The 20,963-nt window shown below is 34.3% G+C and carries 15 protein-coding genes; 8 read left to right on the forward strand and 7 right to left on the reverse strand.

Translation table 11 applies throughout. The features are described 5' to 3' along the window. Positions 1–2 precede the first annotated feature (2 nt). The 7 genes from P2W65_RS15805 to P2W65_RS15835 form a co-directional block, all read right to left on the reverse strand. The gene (locus P2W65_RS15805) at positions 3–449 is read right to left on the reverse strand and encodes a GNAT family N-acetyltransferase (RefSeq protein WP_289658932.1); all 447 of its coding nucleotides are present in this window, start codon (positions 447–449) and stop codon (positions 3–5) included. A gap of 214 nt (positions 450–663) precedes the next feature. Further along, the gene (locus tag P2W65_RS15810) at positions 664–990 is read right to left on the reverse strand and encodes a DMT family transporter (protein ID WP_109193059.1); all 327 of its coding nucleotides are present in this window, start codon (positions 988–990) and stop codon (positions 664–666) included. 73 nt (positions 991–1,063) lie between these two features. Further along, positions 1,064–1,624 carry a Crp/Fnr family transcriptional regulator gene (locus tag P2W65_RS15815; protein WP_289658937.1) on the reverse strand — a complete coding sequence of 187 codons (561 nt, stop codon included), beginning with the start codon at positions 1,622–1,624 and terminating at the stop codon, positions 1,064–1,066. A 161-nt stretch (positions 1,625–1,785) separates the two neighbouring features. Beyond that, positions 1,786–3,264 carry a TolC family protein gene (locus P2W65_RS15820; protein ID WP_289658939.1) on the reverse strand — a complete coding sequence of 493 codons (1,479 nt, stop codon included), beginning with the start codon at positions 3,262–3,264 and terminating at the stop codon, positions 1,786–1,788. 192 nt (positions 3,265–3,456) lie between these two features. Further along, positions 3,457–6,573 (reverse strand): efflux RND transporter permease subunit, encoded by a 3,117-nt coding sequence (locus tag P2W65_RS15825; protein WP_091495115.1) that lies wholly within the window; start codon positions 6,571–6,573, stop codon positions 3,457–3,459. Positions 6,574–6,622: 49 nt separating this feature from the next. Further along, entirely contained in the window at positions 6,623–7,714 is a 1,092-nt protein-coding gene (locus P2W65_RS15830; protein ID WP_289658944.1) for an efflux RND transporter periplasmic adaptor subunit, read from the reverse strand. Positions 7,715–8,535: 821 nt separating this feature from the next. Beyond that, positions 8,536–8,847, reverse strand: a complete 312-nt coding sequence (locus tag P2W65_RS15835) for a helix-turn-helix domain-containing protein (protein ID WP_289658946.1) — start codon at positions 8,845–8,847, stop codon at positions 8,536–8,538. 151 nt (positions 8,848–8,998) lie between these two features. On the opposite strand from P2W65_RS15835, the gene P2W65_RS15840 reads away from it, so the two are divergent. The 8 genes from P2W65_RS15840 (at position 8,999) to P2W65_RS15875 (ending at position 20,875) form a co-directional block, all read left to right on the forward strand. Further along, complete coding sequence (locus tag P2W65_RS15840; RefSeq protein WP_289658948.1) at positions 8,999–10,657, forward strand: T9SS type A sorting domain-containing protein; 1,659 nt, start codon at positions 8,999–9,001, stop codon at positions 10,655–10,657. A gap of 64 nt (positions 10,658–10,721) precedes the next feature. Further along, positions 10,722–14,093, forward strand: a complete 3,372-nt coding sequence (locus P2W65_RS15845; RefSeq protein WP_289658950.1) for an RHS repeat domain-containing protein — start codon at positions 10,722–10,724, stop codon at positions 14,091–14,093. A 7-nt stretch (positions 14,094–14,100) separates the two neighbouring features. Next, a complete protein-coding gene (locus P2W65_RS15850) occupies positions 14,101–17,691 on the forward strand; it encodes a DUF6443 domain-containing protein (protein WP_289658952.1) in 3,591 nt (1,196 codons plus the stop codon). Positions 17,692–17,696: 5 nt separating this feature from the next. Then, the gene (locus P2W65_RS15855) at positions 17,697–18,224 is read left to right on the forward strand and encodes a hypothetical protein (protein ID WP_289658954.1); all 528 of its coding nucleotides are present in this window, start codon (positions 17,697–17,699) and stop codon (positions 18,222–18,224) included. Further along, complete coding sequence (locus tag P2W65_RS15860; RefSeq protein ID WP_289658956.1) at positions 18,221–18,736, forward strand: hypothetical protein; 516 nt, start codon at positions 18,221–18,223, stop codon at positions 18,734–18,736. Before P2W65_RS15855 ends, P2W65_RS15860 begins: the two co-directional genes overlap by 4 nt. Before the next feature lie 202 nt (positions 18,737–18,938). After that, on the forward strand, positions 18,939–19,394 hold the full coding sequence (locus P2W65_RS15865) for a hypothetical protein (RefSeq protein WP_289658958.1): 456 nt from the start codon (positions 18,939–18,941) through the stop codon (positions 19,392–19,394). Then, positions 19,394–20,179, forward strand: a complete 786-nt coding sequence (locus P2W65_RS15870; RefSeq protein ID WP_289658959.1) for a toxin-antitoxin system YwqK family antitoxin — start codon at positions 19,394–19,396, stop codon at positions 20,177–20,179. The genes P2W65_RS15865 and P2W65_RS15870 overlap by 1 nt, the downstream gene beginning before the upstream one ends. A gap of 246 nt (positions 20,180–20,425) precedes the next feature. Then, the gene (locus tag P2W65_RS15875; protein ID WP_289658961.1) at positions 20,426–20,875 is read left to right on the forward strand and encodes a UCP033725 family protein; all 450 of its coding nucleotides are present in this window, start codon (positions 20,426–20,428) and stop codon (positions 20,873–20,875) included. Positions 20,876–20,963 lie beyond the last annotated feature (88 nt).

Here is a 20,963-nt window from a genome sequence, read left to right on the forward strand (position 1 = left end):
CTCTAAGCTCTCAGCATGGAGATATGTGGAATTCCATCTTCATCATAAACTTCGCCTTGTTCTGCAAATCCCAATGACTGATAGAATTTGGATAAATGGTATTGCGCACTAATCCGAATCGGCTCCTTTCCAAATTTTTCTTCACAGCCCGCAATCGAAGCTTCCATTAATTTTACTCCTAAACCTAATCCACGATGTGTTTGAGCAATTACAACTCTTCCTATTGAAATTTCTTCATAAGATATTCCTTTAGGAAGCAAGCGGGTAACGCCTGCCAATTCATTATCAACATAATATAGTAAGTGAAAACCTTTTTGGTCTTTGTTGTCTAAATCCTGATAAGGACAGTTTTGTTCTACGACAAAAACTTCGCTTCTTAAACGAAGCATAGCATACATTTCGTGATTGGTTAATTCGTCAAATGATTTAATGGAATGGCTGAATGTCATGTTTTAATTTAATATTTATTTGATGACAAAGATAGAAGAGAGAATAATGTGGTAAAATGCTATTTTTTTATCATGTGATGCTAAAAACGCATTAATGAGGTTGGGCAAAAAAATAAGCGAAATGTTGTATTTCGCTTATTTATCTAATTTTTACTTGAAGAACTTTGTCAAAGTTTCAAACTTTGACAAAGTTTTACGCTTATATAGTTTTCAATTAATGAGAAACCGCCTTTAATCCCACAATAGAACCAACCAAAGTAGCTAAAAAGAACAATCTCCAAAAAGCAGCAGGTTCTTTAAAGATAAAAATACCAACCAAAACTGTTCCTACAGCACCAATTCCTGTCCAAACTGCATAAGCTGTTCCTAGTGGTAATGTTTCTGTAGCTTTCATTAATAAAAGCATACTAACAGTTAGCGATATGAAGAAACCAATATACCAATAGTACATTTCGGTTCCAGTAGTTGTTTTTGCTTTTCCAAGGCATGAGGCAAAGGCTACTTCAAAAAGCCCTGCAATGATTAGAATAATCCAGTTCATAGAGTTAAATTTTTATGGTGCAAAGTTCCTCTTTGAAATGTAGAAAAAATTTAACAAATGATAAAAAATGAAATTATTTTAGTTCAGCCCTGATTCTGCTAAGACTGACTTGAGTAATACCAAGATAAGAGGCAATATGTCCTAACTGAACTCTTTGAAGCAATTCAGGATGATCTTTCATCAATTCGAGATAACGTTCAGAAGCATTTTTGAATTGTTTCGAAATCAATCGTTCTTCTGTTTTTATTAATTCTTTTTCGGCAAATTTTCTTCCCCAATTGGCGATATGAACGTCCTGTTCGAAGAGTTTTTTTAGATTTTCTGTTTTGAGTTCATACAATTCACAGTCTTCCAATAGTTCGATGCTTTCATATCCTGGTTGTTCTTCTACATAACTTTTCATAGAAAGCACTGTTTCGCCCTCTTTTCCAAACCAGAACGTAACTTCGTTATCACGATCTACAAATGCTCTTACTAATCCCTTTTTTATCAAATAAATATTCGATTCTACTTTGTTGGCTTTTAGTAAAATATGTCCTTTTGAGAAAGCAATTTCTGTGACATTGTTTTGCAGTGCAAGTCGGGATTGCTCTGGTAGTTTATAGATGTTGTCAAGAATAGTAGAAATATCCATCTGAACTATTTTAGGAATTTGGAATAAAGGTAAGTGTTGTTATGCGGAACAGAAAATTTCAATCAAAAAAAATCCCATCCGTTGGGGGCGGATGGGATATAAAATTGCCAGCAAAGTGAATTAATTAAAAAAGCGCAAGCAATTTTTAACCAATATATAAACTAATTAATTCCACCTCCTAAAGCTTTGTAAAGCAACACCTGAGAGTTTGCATTTTTCAGCTGAATGTCTACAAAATCAAGTTCTGCCTGCAGTTTGTTTTTCTGCGCATTAATGATTTCAAGATAATTGGCATAACCGCTTAAATACAAATCGTTCGAAACATTTACAGCAATTTCTAAATGATCAATTTCGTTGGTTTTATATTTCAAAACCTCTTCAAAAGCTTCATTTCTATGCAATAAAGCGCTCAATTCGTTATAAGCTGTCGTAACCGCATTTTGATATTGTAGAAAAGAAATTTCCTGTTTTCTGTTCGAAACGTAATATTCTTGTTTGATTTGTCCTTTATTAAAAACAGGGGCTGTTAATCCGCCAAGAATCTGCCAGGCAAAAGATCCCGCGTCAAAAATGGTATTGAAAGAAAACGAATTGAAACCTGCATAACCTCCCAAGTTTACAGTCGGGAAGAAGGCTGCTCTTGCAGACTTAGCATCTGCGTTGCTGGCTAATAATTCGAAATAAGCCTCAGACACATCCGGTCTTTTGTGAATAATAGAATCGACACTTATTTTCTGATTTAAAACTTCTAAATGACCTGCCAAGAAATCACTGCTTCTCTCAACAGTTCCTCCGTATTGTCCCAAAAGTGTCAATAAAGCTTTTTCCGTTTGATCAATGCTTAATTTTAGTTCCGAAGCTTCGGCATGAATATTATTGTTTTGTGCATTAAACTGTTGTACAGCCAATTCCGTAGCCTTTCCAACCGATCTTTGTGCCGAAACAATTTCTAATGCTCTTTCTTGTGTTTTAAGGTTGTTATCGTAAATCGCAGCTTGTTTGTCTAAGGCGATTAATTTAAAATACAAATCGGCAATATCGCTTAAAAGTCTAGTCTGCAAAAGCCTCATTCCTTGTTGCGAGGCAAAAAAACGTTGCTGCGCTGCTTTTTTACGATTGCTTAGTTTTCCCCAGATATCCGCTTCCCAAGAGACTTTTCCACCTAAAAAAAGGTTAGGAGTGACGTCTTCATTGATTCTTTGTTTTTCGGTAATATTTTGCGAAAAGTTGGTATCGTAATTTCCAACACCGTCCATTGTGTATTTTCCATAATGAGTACCCGAAAGATCTGCTGCAAGATCTAGAGAAGGAAGAAGCGCCATTTTCGCTACTTTTAAATGCGAATTGGCAATCAAAATTCTTTCCTGCATAATTAAATAATCAGGATTTTGAGCCACAGCTTTTTTTAATAACTGCTCCAGTTTTGGGTCTTTAAAATAGGTTTCCGTTTGCAGCGGAATAAAAGGTTTAGAAGTATCAGAAGTTCGTTTCGCATCAAATTGTTCCGGTAGTTTTGCAGCAGTTAGTTTATCACTGACTTTAGGTGCAGCACATGCTGTTAAAAGAAGCGTTCCGGTTAAAACAAAAGCACTAATCTTATTCTGATTTAAAATTTTATATGGATTTAATATCTCTTTCATTGTTTAATTTATTTGTTCAATCCTGTTTTGCGATTTTTTTAATTTTAACACATAGAAACATAGATTTTTCTTGATGGAAAAGGAAATGGAAAGAAACTAGTTTCTAACACATAGCTATGTGTATTTATGCTAGTGAACCGCCTTTTTAGATTATCTAAATTCTATGATTCTATGTGTTTAAAAATTACGCAATTAAGATTTGCTCATTCGTTTTTCAAGTTTGGCAAATACGATGTAAAGTCCTGGAATAATCACCAAACCAAACACAGTTCCAATTAACATTCCGCCCGCAGCGGCCGTACCAATAGAACGGTTACCCACGGCACCTGCACCTGTAGCGATACATAGCGGAATCAACCCAGAAATAAAAGCAAACGAAGTCATCAAAATAGGTCTGAAACGAAGCCTTGCGCCTTCAATTGCAGCTTCGACAATATCACGTCCAATTTTGTTCTGCGCCATAGCAAATTCTACAATCAAAATGGCATTTTTGGCGAGCAGACCAATCAGCATGACGAGTGCTACCTGTGCATAAATATTATTGTCTAAACCAACGGCAACTAATGCAAGATAGGAACCAAAAACTCCAACAGGAAGACTTAATAATACTGGGAAAGGAAGTAATAAACTTTCGTATTGTGCTGCAAGTAATAAGTAAACAAATAGTATACAAAGCGCAAAAATGTAAATCGTTTGGTTACCCGATAGAATCTCTTCGCGGGTCATACCGGACCATTCTACTTCAAAACGGCTTGGCAGTTTTTCTGCCGCAATTCTTTCTACGGCAGCAATAGCTTCTCCGGAACTATAACCTTCGGCTGGTTCTCCGTTAATCATAGCCGACATGTACATGTTGTAACGTGTTAAAACTTCTGGGCCGTATACTCTTTCCAATTTGATAAAAGTAGAGAATGGAACCATTTCGCCTGCTTCATTTTTCAAATACATATCCAAAATACTTTCTGGATTTTTTCTAAACTGCGGACTTGCCTGAACCATTACTTTATACATTTGAGAGAAACGAATAAAGTTGGTCGCATAAAAAGATCCTAACATTGTCTGTAAGGTTGCCATAGCATTGTCTACAGAAATTCCTTTTTTGGCTGCTAAATCATAATCAATATGAATTAAATACTGCGGAAAAGTAGCATCAAAACTGGTAAAAGAGTTCTGTATTTCTGGTGAAGCATTTAATTCTTTAATGAAGTTTTTGGTCACTTCATCTGTATTTGTAATGCTTCCTCCAGATTTATCTAATAATCGAAGCTCAAAACCGCTTGTATTACCAAAACCTGGAACAGTTGGCGGTGCAAAAATTTCGATTTGAGCATCGGTAATTCCTTTTGTTTTTTCGCCAAGCTGGGCAATAAAATCGGTTACAGAAATATCACGATCACTCCAGTCTTTTAAGTTGATCATTCCCATACCATATGATGCTCCGGCAATTTCGGTTACAATGCTGTATCCTGCAAGGGTCGTAACATTATCAACTCCTTTAATTCCTTTTGCAATTTTGGTTACTTCGTCTAATACTTTTTCGGTACGTTCAACGGTTGCTCCTTGTGGCGTTGTGACACTCACATAGACCATTCCCTGATCTTCAGACGGAATAAATCCTGAAGGCAAAAACTTGCTTGTTCCCCAAGTTAGAAAACAAAAGAGTACTAATAATCCAATAGTTACAGCACCTCGATCAGCAAATTTTACCAAGACTTTAATGTATTTCGAAGTCACATTATCAAACCAATGATTGAATCTGTGAAAAAAGCGATCGATTAATGATTTCTTTTCTTTGTTTGGATCGTGTGCTTTCAGCATAATGGCACAAAGGGCAGGAGTAAGGGTAAGCGCGTTAACCCCTGAAATCACGATACTAATGGCCATTGTTAAAGAGAACTGCCTGTAGAAAACTCCAACTGGACCACTCAAAAACGCTACCGGAATAAATACCGCAGCCATGACAATGGTAATCGCAATTACAGCTCCGGTGATTTCTTTCATAGCGCTGATAGTAGCATCCATAGGCGACATATGCTCTTCGGAGATTTTAACGTGAACGGCTTCGACGACGACAATGGCGTTATCCACCACAATTCCGATGGAAAGTACTAAAGCAAAAAGTGTCAATAAGTTGATCGAGAATCCCATCATCGACATAAAAGTAAACGAACCAATAAGCGCAACAGGAACTGCTAATACTGGAATTAATGTCGATCTCCAATCCTGCAGGAAGATGAAAACCACAAAGGCTACCAGAATAAATGCTTCAATTAATGTTCGGATTACTTCATGAATCGAAGCATCAAGAAAACGGGAAACGTCGTAAGCAATATTGAATTCCATTCCCGGAGGAAAAGAAGAATCTTTCAATTCAGCCATTTTTGCTTTTACGCTGGCAATTACTTCAGAAGCGTTAGAACCCGGACGTTGTTTCAACATAATCGAAGCAGAAGGTTTTCCGTCGGTTTTAGAAACCATTCCGTAACTCATTGCACCAAATTCGATGTTGGATATGTCTTTTAATCTTAAGATTGTTCCGTCTGGATTGGCTCTTAAAGCGATTTCTTCGTATTGTTTTGGCTGGAAGAATTTCCCGCCGTATTTAATTACATATTGCAGTTCATTATTCAATTGTCCTGAACCTTCACCGACTTTACCCGGCGCAGCAGAAATATTTTGTTTTTGAAGGGAATTAATTACTTCGTTTGCTGAAATATTATAAGAAAGCATCTTTTGCGGATCCAGCCAGACACGCATCGAATATTCTTTTTGTCCCATGATTTCGGCACGACCGACACCATCAATACGTTTTAATTCCTGCAGGATATTTATATCGGTAAAATTGAAGATAAACTGCTCGTCCTGAGTTTTGTCTGTACTTGTAATGTTCAAGTACATCAACATACTATTTACCTCTTTTTCGGTGGTAACTCCGGCACGAATTACCTCTTCTGGAAGTTCGTCCAGAATCGTGGTTACTCTGTTCTGAACGTTTACGGCAGCCAGATCGGGATCGGTTCCTACTTCAAAGAAAACCTGAATAAGTGTCAGACCATCGTTGGAAGTTACGGTTGACATATACGTCATTCCGGGAACACCATTGATAGCTCTTTCTAATGGAAGTGCAACGGCATCTGCTGAAACTTCTGCGTTGGCACCTGTATATTTTGCTGTTACCGTAACAGACGGAGGTACAATGTCGGGGAATTGTGTTATGGGAAGCTGGAACAACGCCAGTAATCCCAAAAGTACTATCATTACCGAGATGATTAATGACAATATTTTTCTTTTGATAAATAACTCTATCATTGGATTTTTTTTAGATAAATAATTAAATAACTGATATTAAGCCTAAAACCTACATTTGTTTGATGTTGATTTTATCTCCGTCTCTTAATGACTGCGTGCCTTCCTGAACGATAAGGTCATCGCTTTTTAGTCCATCGTTTAAGATGTACACATCATCAAGAGTACTTTCAATGCTTACATTAGTCATTTTAACTACTCCATCTTTTTGCACCAGAAATACATATTGTTTGTCCTGAATAGAAAAAACGGCTTTCTGCGGAATCAACACGACATTTTTCTTTGGTTCTGAAATAATCAGTTTACCCGAAGTTCCGTGTTTGATAAACCCTTGCGGATTGTGAAATTTTGCTTTGTATTGAATAGAACCCGTTTGTCTGTCGATTTCTCCATCGGCAGTTCTCAATTCTCCTTTTTGATCGTACACCATTCCGTTTGGCAATACGAGTTTAATATCGCCTTGTGTATGAAGGGTTTTGTCTTCCATCATTTGAAAATAGGTGTTTTCAGGAATGGAGAAATAGGCATAAACGTCGTCCAGCTGAGAAACCGTTGTTAGTAACGAACCGTTTTCTACCAAACTTCCTTCTTTAAACGGAATTCTGTCAACTGTACCATCAAAAGGTGCGCGGATAGTGGTAAAACTAATCTGCTGGTCGATGGCCTTTTTTTCTGCGGCTGCGTGAGCCAATTTAGCAGAAGCAGCTTCATGTTTTGCTTTAGATAATTCTAATTCTTTATCCGCAATTACTTTTTTGTTGAATAGCGTTTGAGCTTGTTCCAATTCTACCGTTGCAATTCTTAAATCAGCTTTTGCGCTTTTAAAAATGGCTTCGGCTTTTAGGAGTTGTATCTGAAGTTCGACATCGCTTATTTTGAATAAGATTTGTCCTTTTTTTACTTTTTGTCCTTCGCTTACGTACACCTTGTCTAGTAAGCCTGGAATTCTCACATGTATTTCTACATTATTTTTAGCATGTACATCGGCAACAAACTTGCTCGAAACTACAGTGTCTTTTAGGGTAACTTTGTAAACAGGAAGTGTTTTGATATTGTCTGAATTCTTTTTTGATTTATCGCCGCACGAGACCAAAACGAACAGGGATAAAGAAAACAACAGGAATGTATTTTTATAGATATTCATAATTAGATTTGTAAAATTTAGATAAAATTGGTGTTCTTCCGTGCTTATTTACAGGAAGTTTGAATGATTTTGGATAAATAAACAGAAATGTTTTTGGTTGCTTTTCTGTTTCTTGAAGCACCGTTTTTAAGAAATGTTTTTATAGCCGAATACCTCATTTAGGCAAACGAAAGATTGGTTCAGAATGATTTTCTGAAAATATAAAAACACTAAAGAAATTACAATCTAGAATAATTGATACAAGTGGAGATGAGTGTGTCTTTCAATCTGGTATATCGAAGCAATACCATAAATTAAGCTCTTCTTGTAAAGCTTGAAGTTAATTAAATTACTAAAATAAGGAGCTTTGATTGTGCTTTGTTCCTCATTAGTCGCTCTGCCTTTAATCTTCTTTTTAGCGATACAATGAAGATCAATAGTTTTGGAGGTCGAAAAATCGGAAGAAAAGTGCAGTACATCGTCAGCTTCCACACTATCCAGCGTAATACAAGGATTCAGTTCAATAGGCAACGTATACGTTTCGGTGCCTCTAAAAAAAGAAAGCAGCGATAGTAAAACGATATATATGAACTTACTAGGTTTCATTTATAGCAAAATAGTAATTAATTTTTGTTGCTGAAAATTTCGACTTTAAGTCGCGTATAGTGCGTCAAATATACTATTTTGAAAAGTAAGGATTCTTAAAATTTTCTAAAAACCGTTTAAAATTAAAGGTTTGATAATAATCGAAGTTGATTTTTAGGGTTTTGATTTTTTAGGGGTAGGTATAATTGGACTTTGTAAATAGAGATTTGCTATTTTATAAAAATCTATTGTCCGTTTTATTTGGTATCGTTTAATTTCTTCTTGTATTCGTTTGATATTCTGCTTAATTCTTCTAAAATTTTTTCAGTTGAAATATCAATATTAAAGTTGTCCAGAATTTTTACTGGATCCTGCTTCTCCTGGAAATAAACAAAATCTTTATTAAAAAAAGCACAGACTTTCCCCATAAGATGGAAATCAATTTTTTTGGCTTTTCCATTTTCAATCTTGGACAACTCACTTTGCGAAATGTCTAATTGTATAGCCAATTGTTCCTGCGTTAAATTTCTTGACTCTCTTAATTTCTTGATTTTAAACCCGATATCCATGCGTGAAATAGTTTTTAAGGCGATTAGTTAAAAACGAATATATAATATTTTGTTTTAATTAACAATATTTAACTTATATAAATATGTTTGGTTAATTTAAAAATGAAAGATTTTTACTGGTATTTTCTATTGCTTAAAAAAACATCTAGTTATGAAAAAACTGTACTTCTTATTTCTTATGAGTATTTCGGTTAGTTATTCCCAAGACATTCTATGGGAGAAATCTTATGGAGGAATTCACTCCGATTATCTTTTTGATGCACAGCCTACAGCCGATTACGGTTTTATTCTGGCAGGAAGTTCACTCTCTAACAAAACGGGGAATAAAACCGATGATAATAGCGGGGATTTAGATTATTGGATTTGGAAAATGACCGAAAAAGGGGAGCTGGACTGGCAGAAAAGTTTTGGAGGTTCAGGTTTTGATTTGCTCCAAAGTATAAGAAATACTAGAGACGGTGGCTTTATTCTAGCAGGAAGTTCCAGTTCTGGAAAAAACTTTCAAAAGAAAGAAAATTGCAAAGGACTTACTGATTTTTGGGTAATAAAATTAGATGCTACGGGTCAAGAACAATGGCAGAGAACAATTGGAGGAGAGGGACAAGACGACTTGGTATGCGCTTTCCAAACGAGAGATGGAGGTTTTATACTGGGAGGATCTTCGAGTTCTAATCCTGTTTCGGAGGCCAATATTAGAATTGAGGGAAAAACTTCTGAAATCCCAAAGACAGATTTATTTAGCAAATCTGAAGAATGTCGAGGCAATCTTGATTACTGGATACTAAAACTAGATAAACAAGGAGCAATTGAATGGCAGAAAACCTATGGAGGAAAATATACTGACATTCTAAGAAGCATGGAACAAACTTCTGATAACGGTTATATACTAGTAGGTTACTCTAATTCTCCAGTATCGGGAGATAAGACAGAACACAACAATGGATCTGGCGATTATTGGATTTTAAAACTAGATGATCAAGGCAAAATTCAATGGCAGAAATCGTATGGGGCAGATGGAGACGACCAGCCTTATGTTATTCATCAAACAATGGACGGCGGTTTTGTTGTAGGAGGAAATTCTAATAGTAAGAATCCTTTAACTCCATTGGGAGGTATTGTGAGTAAAGGAACGGATTTCTGGGTTTTAAAACTAGATTCAGAGAGAGGAGTAGTTTGGAGCAAAACCTACGATTTTGGAGATGTAGACATTTTAACTTCACTGGTAGAGAACAAAGATCAAACCTATCTAATTGGCGGCTATGCCAAGACAGAGCATAAACAATCCTTAATTGGAAATGCATTGAAGAAAGTTGCAGTTGGAAAAGATAAAGACGGAATCAACGATTATATAGCAATGAAAATTGATGAAAAAGGAGAAGTAATCTGGAATAAAACCGTAGGAAGTGCAGGAGATGATATTTTAAGAAAGTTAATAGAAACTCGTGATGGCGGTTATTTGATGGCTGGAACTTCAGATTCTGGAGCTTCTAAAGATAAAAAGTCAAATATTGGCGGAAATGATTTTTGGGTTGTGAAACTAAAAGACAAAGCAAAAGTAGAAAAAGTTAAGGCAAGTATTGAAGCAATTCCTAATCCTGCAGTAACCTATACCAATGTCATCGTTGGTTATGATTTTAAAGAAGGGACTGCCTCTGTTATAGATATGCTGGGAAGGACATTACAGCGATTCAGTATTAAAAGCCGCACAGTTCCTGTAGATATGAGCCGTTATGCAGAAGGAGTTTACATCGTAAAAATTCAGACAGATGTGAAAACGGAATCGGTTAAGGTTATTAAAGCGTTTAGGTAATTCAAATTTTTCTAATATTATGTTTAAAGTTTTCTCCCGTAAGTTTTTTGTAATAGCAGTGGCTATGTCAAATATAGTTTGTGGTCAAATAACAAAAGACATTCCTAACTATTTTCCAGTAAGTCCTAATGCCGCTTCGTTTGCTAAGCAAGGCTTATTTCCTGTAGATTATTCAACGGGAAAAATTAGGATCAGTATTCCTCTTTATACTATTAAAACTAAAGAGTTAACTGTACCTATTGATATGAATTATAATAGTGCTGGAATTCAGCTGGATGAGCTAGCCTCATGGGTTGGTCTCGGATGGAATCTTAACGCTGGTGGAACTGTCGTTAGAAATGTAAAAGGAATTCCTGATACAGGAAACGCTGTTGCTGATATAGTTAATTTACCTTTTACGGCAGTAGGTTATGACACTTTGTTTTATCAATGTAACCCATATTGGGCAGGAAAAGCATATGATACTGCATATGATGAATTTATAGTTAATGCCCCGGGCTTATCGGGCACTTTTTACTTTGTTAATAATCAGGCTGTATTTAAGGACTTACAAAATACCGTAGTTAGAACCTCCTCTGTTAGTAATAAATTATTAGTTAACACATTAACTTTAGAAGTCATTAAAGATGATGGAACTACATATCGCTTTGGGCAAAGTCTAGATGGATATAATGCAAATGAAATTATACATAACGACACAAATACAAGTAAACCTGACTATATATCTTCTTGGTTCCTAACTGAAATTATACCGGCAAATAGTAAAAGTACAAATGATATTATATATTTTAAATATAAATTTCTTGACAATACAACAGATTATGCAATAATAGTAGGGGAGCAATTAATAGATAATAATATTTCAGTTAATCATGCTCCTGCATTAAGATCAATTGTACCAGATATAACTCGTTCAAATAAACAATTTTTAAAATCAATCAATTTTAATAATGGAATAGTTGAATTTTCATCTATACAGGATAGATTAGATTTAATAGAAGATTATAAATTAAGTAAAATAAGTATCTTTTCTTTAAAAGGAACTGTTAAAACTCTTATACAAGAATATGACTTTGTTTATGATTACTATTCAAGATCCGGAGGATTTATTACAGGTTATAATATACCATCAAGTTATTACAGTGATAAAAATATCAAAAGCAGAACGAAATCATTAAAGTTAACTCAAATTGCCAATAACCTGTTAGGTGTAAGTCATAAGTTTGAATACGAAAATACTCAATTGCCTGAACGAGGCACTACTAAAAAAGATTATTGGGGGTATATTAATGGAAATACAGGTAATCTTTCGCCGCCTACTGTCATTCAAAGAGAATCGGAATGGGTGCCACAGCGTGTTACTTACAATGTTGGAAATGGTATAAGAACAGCCGATGAAAATTTAATGAAATCTGGAATTCTACAAAAAATAATTTATCCAGAAGGCGGCTATACTATTTTCGAATATGAAGCCAATAGATTTATCGAAAATGTAACTACACAAACAATTGTTTCAAAAAGTGCTTCGGTTATTGCTTATGGAAGTGGCTGTAATTCAAATTATGGGCCTAACATAAAAAGCACAGCATTTACTCCTGTGAATTATGTTTCTGGAAGTGGTAAATTAAATATATCGTTTATGTCTGCTACCCAAGAATCAGGAGGAACAACAAATGTAAAATATGATATTGAAATGTGGCAGAGACCATTACCATTTACAGCAGGTGGTTCATTTGAATATTCAAGAGAATTTGGAAATTTAACTCACACATTATATGCAGCAGAATATCGATCTGGTAAAATTGGTGCCTATGGGTGTCCATTAACCACGATTACAGCATCATGGAAAGAAAACTCAGGAAGTACAACTACTCCAACTACAAAATTTATTGGAGGTTTGAGAATTCGATCAATTAAAAATTATGATAACAAAAATATTTCTATCCCTTCATTTACGAAATCATTTCAATATGAAGATCCTAATGTAATTGTGAAAGAGGGTAATGGTAGTTTTGTAAGAGGAGTTTTTGCTATAAATACCAATTCGGATGTTTTACCAATCTTTTCAACTTCTGCGGTATTTGATAATAATACTGGAGGCTCTCCTTCGATAACCTATGGAAAAGTAACAGAGTTCGATTCTAATGCAAACAATAGTGCAAATAATGGAAAAACAGAATATTTTTTTCAAAATGTTCCACTGGCACGTATATTTGATATTAGCGCAACAAGTCTCCCAACTGTTTACAAAAGCCCTAGTTTTAATCCAATCATATGGGGAGGAGCTGGAGCAAATATATCACTTCCATTAAACTTTTTAACAGAATTTGCATTCTATAAAAATGATCAGTGGAATCGAGGATCATTGTTGAGGACTAATATTTATAAATCTGGAACAACTCCAAATACTTATAAAATAATCCGCAGTATTGTTAATCAATATACAATATTGAAGCAATCAGCCTTACCTTACAACATCGTATTTAATAATTTCCCTTCTCAAATAAATCCAGGAGACGAACCTAGCTCATTTTATATTCCTTATAATCAAAGTGGTGATTTTCACTCGGGTATGTTTTATTATGCTGTTGGACAGACTTCTCAAGGAAAAAAAGAAATTACTAAATCAATTGAGACAGATTACGATGATAATGAAAACCCAGTGAACCAAAGAATAACAACTTATAATTATGAAAATCCGCTTCATTATCAAGTTACGAAAACTGAAAGCACTAATAGTAAATCAGAAACATTAAGAACACAGCTAAGTTACCCTCAGGATCTAGTTTCTACAGGACAAACAGCAGAAATGCAAGATTTAATAAATCAAAATAGAATTGACAAACCAATAAAAACAGAAACTTTTGTCAATGGTGTACAAACATCAGAAACAATTATTAAATATGAACAGAGTAATGCTACGGGAAACTTATTATTACCAAAAGAAATTCACTCTTCAAAAGGATTAATTGAGACATTTCCTTTTAGTAATTCAAATAGGAAATTAAACTTTAATTTATATGATACCGATGTTATCAATGGAAGTACATCTGGAAACGGGAACGTTTTGGAGTATTCTCTTGAAAGTGGCGCTCCAGTTTCAATTATCTGGGGTTACAACAAAACGCAGCCAATAGCTAAAATTGAAAATGCATCTTACAGTGACGTTTCAGGTTATGTTTCCAACCTTCAGACCCTTTCTGACACTGGAACTGAAGCAAGTTTAATCACAGCATTAAACAATTTAAGAACTGCACTTCCAAATGCTATGGTAACTACTTATACCTACATACCATTAGTAGGAGTAAGCACTATTACCGACCCTAAAGGAGATATTATAACTTACCAATATGACACTATTGGAAGGCTCGAACTTGTAAAAGACAAAAACGGAAATATCCTTTCAGAAAACCAATACCATTATCAAACCAACTAATACCAAAATGAGAAAGAAAATAATACTTTTTATAGCATTTTTTGCATGTACTCTTTTGGGATATGCACAAAGTAACAGTTCTAATCGTACTGTCATCGAAGGACCAGACCCATTTCCTCCGTTAGGACCTGGTGATCCAGGTATTCCTTTAGATCCTCTTGACCCTTTTGCTCCAGATCAAGGAAATAACGGAGGAGGTTCAGGAGGAGCCATAAACCCATCAAATCGTAATTACATTATTACCAAAATCTATAAAAAGCCAACGACATCCGTTTTAGGCTCTCCATCCTTGGATCAAGTTCAGACTAATATCACCTATTTTGATGGATTGGGCAGACCCATACAGCAGATTGCAAACGGACAATCGGCATCATCAAAAGATATTATAACTCATATTGCCTATGATGGTTTTGGAAGACAGATTAAGGAGTACATGCCATATGAAGGTTCATCTTCTTACATTGCTTTTGAACCGAATGCTGAAACTGGAACACTAAATTTTTACAATACTGCTAAATATGACAATACTGCAAACCCGTTTTCAGAAAAACAAATTGAAGCTTCTCCTTTAAACAGGACACTAAAGCAAGCTGCGCCTGGAAATGCATGGGCGCTCACCAGTGGACACGAAATAAAAGTAGATTACCAGACTAACAACTCCAATGAAGTAAGACTGTTCCAAACAAATACAGTTTGGGATGCTGGATTAGGCTTGTATGATATAAGTATTTCAGATCAGGGATTTTATCTGCAAAATCAGTTATACAAAACCGTAACTTATGACGAGAATACAACACCAGGAACCAATAAAGGAACAGAAGAGTTCAAAAACAAAGAAGGGCAGATTGTTTTAAAAAGAACCTATGATTCAGGCACCAAACATGACACTTATTATGTATATGATATTTACGGAAACCTGACCTATGTACTACCGCCAAAAGCAGATGGAATTATTACTGCCGCTATTCTCGACGGTTTATGCTATCAATACAAATATGACAACAAGAATAGGCTTGCCGAAAAAAAGCTTCCGGGCAAACAATGGGAGTTTATTGTATACGACAAACTCGATAGACCAGTTGTAACGGGGCCGGTAAATTCGCCATTTAATAACGATGCTTCTATTGGCTGGCTTATTACCAAATATGATGTTTTTGGCAGGATTGTGTATACAGGTTGGATGAATCAGTCTGCCAATTCACAAACTAGAAATTCATTACAGACGGCTCAAAACAGCGCCGCAGTTTTGTATGAAACTAAGCAGACTTCTGGAACTATTGATGGAATTCAGGCGTATTACAGCAATAGTATTGCACCAACTAATTTTAAGCTCTTAACGGTAAATTATTATGACAATTACACCTTTCCAAATGCACAATCTCAACCTTCATCTATAGAAGGGCAGACTGTTTTGGCTAATATAAAAGGAATAGCTTCAGGAAACTGGACAAGAGCTTTAACCACACCATCTTCTACAGCAGGTGAAACCAACACCATTTTTTATGACGAGAAAGCCAGACCTATAAAAATCTACCTTCAAAATTATCTGGGTGGTTATACATCCAGCGTGAGCAGTATTGATTTTGCAGGCAAAACCCTCTACACCATTACTAAACACAAACGCACGTCCAGCAGTGCTGAAACAACGATAAGAGAAGAATTTACTTATTCAGACCAAGATCGCCTGCTTACCCATACGCATCAGATAAACGGCGGAACAATAGAACTGCTGGCCGATAATAAATATGATGCTTTAGGACAGCTCGAAAGCAAAAATGTAGGGAATACTAAAGCAAGCCCGCTGCAGAAAATAGATTATAAATACAACATTAGAGGCTGGCTCACAGCCATAAACGATGTCAATAATTTACAACAGAACTCAGATCCTTTAGATTTGTTTGCTTTTAAAATTAACTATAACAAACAGCCGTTAAACACACAAGTGCAGGCATTATTTAACGGTAACATTGCCGAAACTTTCTGGAAAACAGCCTCAGACAATTCCCTGCGGACTTATGGTTATGTGTATGATGATCTTAACCGTTTAAAGAGTGCTTTGTATGGAAAACCAAACGATGCTATCCCATTCTCTGGGGCTTATAACGAAAGTTTAAGCTATGATAAAAATGGAAATATAAAATTTCTGCACAGATACGGAGACAGTGATGCCTCTTCTATCGTATTTAAAATAGACGATTTAACGTATGATTATTTAAACGACAATTCCAACCAGTTAGCCAAAGTTACAGAAAATCCGTCTGGCAACGACAACTCCGGATTTATAGATGGAAACAAAACAGGCGACGATTACAGTTATGATGATAATGGAAATATGACTGTTGATAAAAATAAAAACATAACTCTTATTGCCTACAACCATTTAAACCTGCCCAAAAAAATAACATTTGGAACAGGAAATACAATTGAGTACATTTACAATGCAGCAGGATTAAAACTGGAGAAAATCGTCACTCAAAATGGTAATGCCACTACAACCAATTATCTAGGAGGTTTCCAATACAAAAACAATACTTTAGAGTTTTTTCCAACCGCAGAAGGCTATTTTGATGCTGTAAACCAAAAGTATGTTTACCAGTACAAGGATCATTTAGGGAACATTCGTGTTATTTATGCTAAAAATGCAGGCAATGTTCTTGAAATTATTGATGAAAACAATTATTATCCCTTTGGTCTCAAGCATAATGGGTATAATGGAGGAGTGGCTTCTACAAATTCAGGACAAAAGTATAAATACAACGGCAAGGAGTTGCAAGATGAGTTATCACTAAACTTGTACGACTTCGGAACAAGAAATTATGACCCTGCTTTAGGGCGCTGGATGAACATTGATCCTCTGGCTGAACAAATGAGAAGATTTAGTCCTTATAATTATGCTTTTAATAATCCTATGCGATTTATTGACCCTGATGGGATGGCTCCTTATGACGTGACAATAAATGGCGACAAAGCTCAGGAAGCCTTAGCAGAGCTACAAAAAGCTGTTGGTGATGGCATAACATTGTCTTTGAAAGATGGAAAAGTTGGATATGAAAGAAATGGACAAGGCGCTCTAACTAAAAACGCGAGTGATTTAGTAAATGCAATCGATGATCATTCTGTAACAGCAAGTATTAATGCCTCTGGTAAAGATTATGCATCCAATGGGGATCCATTAGTAGGAAACCAAATGGGAGCTACTTTAAATGATAACGGTACCGCAACAGGAAATCAGGAGATAAATCCAAGTGCTTTAAGTGAAATGGATGCTATTAATGGCAAACCTGGACAAACGACATTACATGAAACAATGGAAGCTTTTACAGTAGGAAAAACTGCTTTAAGTTCAGGCCAGAATATAGCTCCCGCCACATGGGCAGATGGTTTAAATCCTAATAGCCCTTATAGATTAGCTCATGATAATGTAACTCCGCAATCAGGAGAAATTAGAATTTTTGATCAAAAAGGAAATGAAACTTTTAATCCCTCTGATAAAAATAATTGGTCAAAAGTTAAAAGCAATGTTAACGAATTGAACTATGGAACTAGAAAAGAAGGAAGTACAACTCCTTTTCGATTATTTCATACTATTAAAAGATAGAAAAAATGAAAACTCTTATCTATTATTGTATTATTTTATTTTGTTCAAATTCTATTTTATTTGGACAATCAATAGCTTTTCCTAAAGATACAGCGGAGTATTATAAACAAATACGAAATAAGACCAATAAATTGTTAATTAAAGATTCTTCTTACTTAAATAAAAAGGAAGATAATGTAAAAAAAGATACGGTCAGTGTTTATATTATAAAGCTTATTGAAGAAAGAAAAAAATTCTACATTATTCATGCTTTAAAAGATGACTATCATTTTAGAATAAAATCTATGAAAAACAGTAATGAAGTCAATTCTAAAAATGGTTTATATATTATTAAAGGAAGAACTTATCAACTTGATATTAGAGATTTTAACAATATAACAAGAAGGACTTTTTATTCTTCAAAATTTAAAGACACAGAAGAATGCATGTCATATTTAAGCGACGGAGAATACTTATGTGGCTACAATCCGAAAAGTGAGGAACAATATAGCCAGGTATTAAATCTTAAGGGATTGTATTTGATAGAAAAATGAAAAAGATATTCTTATTTACTTTTTTAATTTTTAGTCTTAAAAGTTTTGCTCAATTAACTATTTCATTGGATACTACATATGTTAAGATGTCTAAAGGAGAATACGTTAAGCTTAAAAAATATAACGATAGTATTTCTAAAATTAAAATAAGCCCAGATACAACTTCATACTATGAAATATTAAAAATTGAAGATTTAAAAACGTTTTATATAATCTATGCGAAAGGTATAGCAAATGATAAGAATGAATATTTTTATAGAATTAAGAGTTTAAAAGTAAAAAATAAAGGTAATTGTGAAGATTTAATAAAGGCTGGTAAAAGCTATCAACTTGATTTAAGAGATTATAAAAATCATAATCAACGCTTGCACTTTATTCCTGGTGTAGCTTTAAATCTTATTACTCATGGAGGATTTAGTTCTTTTGATATTATTATACATTTAGATGAAAAATTAACGAAGGATGAATTTAATGTAGCACTCAATTTGCAAGGTTTATGCATTGTAAAATAGAGATGAAATTACCCCGCTCCCGCACGAATCCTTTCGTGTGGTATTATGGAATTGAGTCGATGTTTAAAATGACTTAATGCTTAAAAAAATGAGCAGGAATTACAAAATTTATAATCCTGTCTGTTTAACCAGAACGTACCACACGAAAGGATTCGTGCGGTAGCGGGGGATTTCTAGTAAATATGATTCTGCGGTTAATTCAATGCAGAAAACAATATCAAATGTAATAAAATCAATTTCAGTGGGTACTACAACAGAGAAACCGTCTGGTGCTGGAAAAGATGGAATAGCGTTTTCTGATGGAGGAAATAGCCAAAATCCAAGTGCTTTACCTGAAGGAGGTAGAGATGTAATGTGGTTTGACTTTGGGAAATCTTTAGAAGTTATGACAACTGTAGCAGCTTTCGAATTAGGTACAAATGGTACTGCCAAAGGAAAAGGAACAAATGGAGGAAAACCAACTATAGAAAATAAGGCAGATGATGCGATAAGTGCTGTTGACAACGGAGTCAATGCTTTTAAGGCGGCAATACAAGAAATAAAAGAAGCTAAAAGTGACCAAGAAAATAAGCAAAAGGTATCAGATTCAGTAACGGTTCTTACCTATGATAAAAACAAGGGTATATTAGTCAATGAAGAACGTAAAAAAAATAAATAATGGATAAGAATAAAATAAGAACAATATTAATTATTTGTGTTGTTTTAGTTTTAGCAATAGTTATTTCAGTTTTTTTTAATAATGAAGAGAAAACATATGTTTTAAAGAAATACGATTCTAGAACAAAAGAAAAAATAACAATAGAATACATAATAAAGAATCATGATACTATTTTTCATGGGAAATTTAATAGTTATAATGCCAAAGGAAAAAAAATATCGGAGGGTAATTTTGTAAACGGGCACATAAAAGGAAAAAGTATCTATTATTTTCACAATGGAATTATAGAATCAATACACTATCGTAAAAACAGTAAACTAATTGTAGAAAGCATTTATAACTATTCAAATGGTAAAGCAAGGAAATATTTAATGTACGATGATTTTGGAATACTCGATTTTTTGATTACTTATGACGAATTTGGTAATGTGAAAAACTATCAAGGTTTACCTTTAATTGAAATTTATCAATATAAAATAGCAAACAAACAAAAATTTAAGTTTAAAACAAATCAAGTTTTAAAAATAGGAGATACTTTGAAACAACAATATTTAGTGGCAAATATTCCAAATGCAAAACGTATTTTTAAAGTAGAGAATCTCAATGTTGATAATAGTAAAGTAAAAAGAACATTTGAGCAGGTAATGCCAGTTGGTATTAATGTAAAAGAAGTATTAACGAAAGCAGGAATTAATAAAATAAGAGCTATTGTTAAGTATGAATTTAATGATAACAAAAAAACTGTTATTAATGATACTGTTTCCTTTGATGTCAAAGTTAATTAAAAACTTAATGAATAAAATTGGAGAAAATTATTACTCAAAATGGTAATACCACTACAAACCCGATCGCTCAGATATGTAGACAACGATAGCGCGGAAATTTTTTCCGTGCCCATAAAGTATATCTACAAAGTGAGAGAAAAAAATGTGAAAACCAATAAGATTTGACAATTGTAACTGGCACGGATTGCAAATCCGCGCTATCGGGTTTGCTATTAAGATTTATAAAAAGCAAAGTAATAGTTAAGAATGATGAAAAGAGGTCTATATGCCAAGCACAGAGGAATACATTGCAGATTCTGGAAATCAGGCAATAGTTACGTTTTACAAACAGATTATAATGAGCAACTATTAGGGAAAGGCTTTAAAAAATATGATGATATAGAATTAAAAAATAAAGTATATAAAGAGGTTGCTTTTATTGATATTGAAAGTGCTTTTGAAGTAAGTACATTTTGCACTTATAAAGGTTTTAAGTTTTTCGTTGAGAGTATATTAGATAAGGGAATTTATGTAATTAGACCTTTAGCAGAAGCACAGATTCATTTTAAAGATTATGAGCGTCATGGCTATGATCCTGTTTATGAAGTAGAAGAAAGTGAAATAGAAGAAGTATGGGAAGAACGAAAACCTATAGATGAATTTTTATTTGATACAGAACCAGTTGTTTATATTAAAAAGATAGGGAAAATAAAATAGTTAAACTCCTTTTGTATGCTTGGTTTTATCAATAACCCGCTCAAATTGATAACCAATTTTATAACTCTAATTTTTTCAACACTATATT

Source organism: Flavobacterium panacagri, assembly GCF_030378165.1.
In the GTDB taxonomy this organism is placed as follows: Bacteria; Bacteroidota; Bacteroidia; order Flavobacteriales; family Flavobacteriaceae; genus Flavobacterium; species Flavobacterium panacagri.

Excerpts from the sequence above, each read along its gene's own strand:
- P2W65_RS15860 (WP_289658956.1), top strand. The coding sequence starts at position 18,221 with ATGAAAAAGATATTCTTATTTACTTTTTTAATTTTTAGTCTTAAAAGT.
- P2W65_RS15805 (WP_289658932.1), bottom strand. The coding sequence starts at position 449 with ATGACATTCAGCCATTCCATTAAATCATTTGACGAATTAACCAATCAC.
- P2W65_RS15875 (WP_289658961.1), top strand. The coding sequence starts at position 20,426 with ATGATGAAAAGAGGTCTATATGCCAAGCACAGAGGAATACATTGCAGA.
- P2W65_RS15825 (WP_091495115.1), bottom strand. The coding sequence starts at position 6,573 with ATGATAGAGTTATTTATCAAAAGAAAAATATTGTCATTAATCATCTCG.
- P2W65_RS15835 (WP_289658946.1), bottom strand. The coding sequence starts at position 8,847 with ATGGATATCGGGTTTAAAATCAAGAAATTAAGAGAGTCAAGAAATTTA.
- P2W65_RS15845 (WP_289658950.1), top strand. The coding sequence starts at position 10,722 with ATGTCAAATATAGTTTGTGGTCAAATAACAAAAGACATTCCTAACTAT.
- P2W65_RS15815 (WP_289658937.1), bottom strand. The coding sequence starts at position 1,624 with ATGGATATTTCTACTATTCTTGACAACATCTATAAACTACCAGAGCAA.
- P2W65_RS15850 (WP_289658952.1), top strand. The coding sequence starts at position 14,101 with ATGAGAAAGAAAATAATACTTTTTATAGCATTTTTTGCATGTACTCTT.
- P2W65_RS15855 (WP_289658954.1), top strand. The coding sequence starts at position 17,697 with ATGAAAACTCTTATCTATTATTGTATTATTTTATTTTGTTCAAATTCT.
- P2W65_RS15810 (WP_109193059.1), bottom strand. The coding sequence starts at position 990 with ATGAACTGGATTATTCTAATCATTGCAGGGCTTTTTGAAGTAGCCTTT.
- P2W65_RS15830 (WP_289658944.1), bottom strand. The coding sequence starts at position 7,714 with ATGAATATCTATAAAAATACATTCCTGTTGTTTTCTTTATCCCTGTTC.
- P2W65_RS15865 (WP_289658958.1), top strand. The coding sequence starts at position 18,939 with ATGCAGAAAACAATATCAAATGTAATAAAATCAATTTCAGTGGGTACT.
- P2W65_RS15870 (WP_289658959.1), top strand. The coding sequence starts at position 19,394 with ATGGATAAGAATAAAATAAGAACAATATTAATTATTTGTGTTGTTTTA.
- P2W65_RS15820 (WP_289658939.1), bottom strand. The coding sequence starts at position 3,264 with ATGAAAGAGATATTAAATCCATATAAAATTTTAAATCAGAATAAGATT.
- P2W65_RS15840 (WP_289658948.1), top strand. The coding sequence starts at position 8,999 with ATGAAAAAACTGTACTTCTTATTTCTTATGAGTATTTCGGTTAGTTAT.